This is a genomic window from Streptomyces sp. NPDC050388 (assembly GCF_040655635.1).
Classification (GTDB): Bacteria; Actinomycetota; Actinomycetes; order Streptomycetales; family Streptomycetaceae; genus Streptomyces.
The window spans coordinates 1-1,034 of the sequence record NZ_JBFAKH010000293.1; the positions used below are offsets into that span (position 1 = coordinate 1).

Sequence of the window (1,034 nt, forward strand, 5' to 3'; positions counted from 1 at the left end):
GCTCGGCGATCTTCATGGCCTCCTCGATCAGCGTCTCCACGATCTTCGACTCCGGAACGGTCTTGATGACCTCGCCCTTCACGAAGATCTGCCCCTTGCCGTTGCCCGAGGCCACCCCGAGATCGGCCTCCCGCGCCTCCCCCGGACCGTTCACCACACAGCCCATCACCGCCACCCGCAGCGGCACCTCCATCCCCTCCAGCCCCGCGGTCACCTCGTCCGCCAGCTTGTACACATCCACCTGCGCCCGCCCGCACGACGGACACGAGACGATCTCCAGACCCCGCCGCCGCAGATTCAGCGACTCCAGGATCTGCAGCCCCACCTTGACCTCCTCGGCCGGCGGCGCCGACAGCGAGACCCGGATGGTGTCCCCGATGCCCTCGGACAACAGCGCCCCGAAGGCCACCGCCGACTTGATGGTGCCCTGGAACGCCGGACCCGCCTCGGTCACCCCCAGGTGCAGCGGATAGTCGCACCGCGCCGCCAGCTGCCGGTAGGCCTCCACCATCACCACCGGGTCGTTGTGCTTCACCGAGATCTTGATGTCCCGAAAACCGTGCTCCTCGAACAGCGACGCCTCCCACAGCGCCGACTCCACCAGCGCCTCCGGGGTGGCCCGCCCGTACTTCTCCAGCAGCCGCCGGTCCAGCGACCCGGCGTTGACCCCGATCCGGATCGGCGTGCCGTGCTCGTTCGCCGCCCGCGCGATCTCCTTGACCTTGTCGTCGAACTGCTTGATGTTGCCCGGGTTGACCCGCACCGCCGCGCAGCCGGCCTCGATGGCCGCGAACACGTACTTGGGCTGGAAGTGGATGTCCGCGATCACCGGGATCTGCGACTTGCGGGCGATGACGGCCAGCGCGTCCGCGTCGTCCTGGGTGGGGCAGGCCACCCGCACGATCTGGCAGCCCGACGCGGTCAGCTCGGCGATCTGCTGCAGCGTCGCGCCGATGTCGGAGGTGCGCGTGGTGGTCATCGACTGCACCGACACCGGCGCGTCCCCGCCCACCGCCACCGACCCCACCTGGATC

Annotated in this window: 1 protein-coding gene; it reads right to left on the bottom strand. The window is 69.5% G+C overall.

The window, feature by feature from the left end; genetic code table 11:
- Positions 1-1,033 (bottom strand): flavodoxin-dependent (E)-4-hydroxy-3-methylbut-2-enyl-diphosphate synthase (gene ispG, locus AB0I73_RS41485; protein ID WP_363045547.1); only part of this gene is annotated, 1,033 nt, incomplete at its 3' end.
- Position 1,034: the final 1 nt, after the last annotated feature.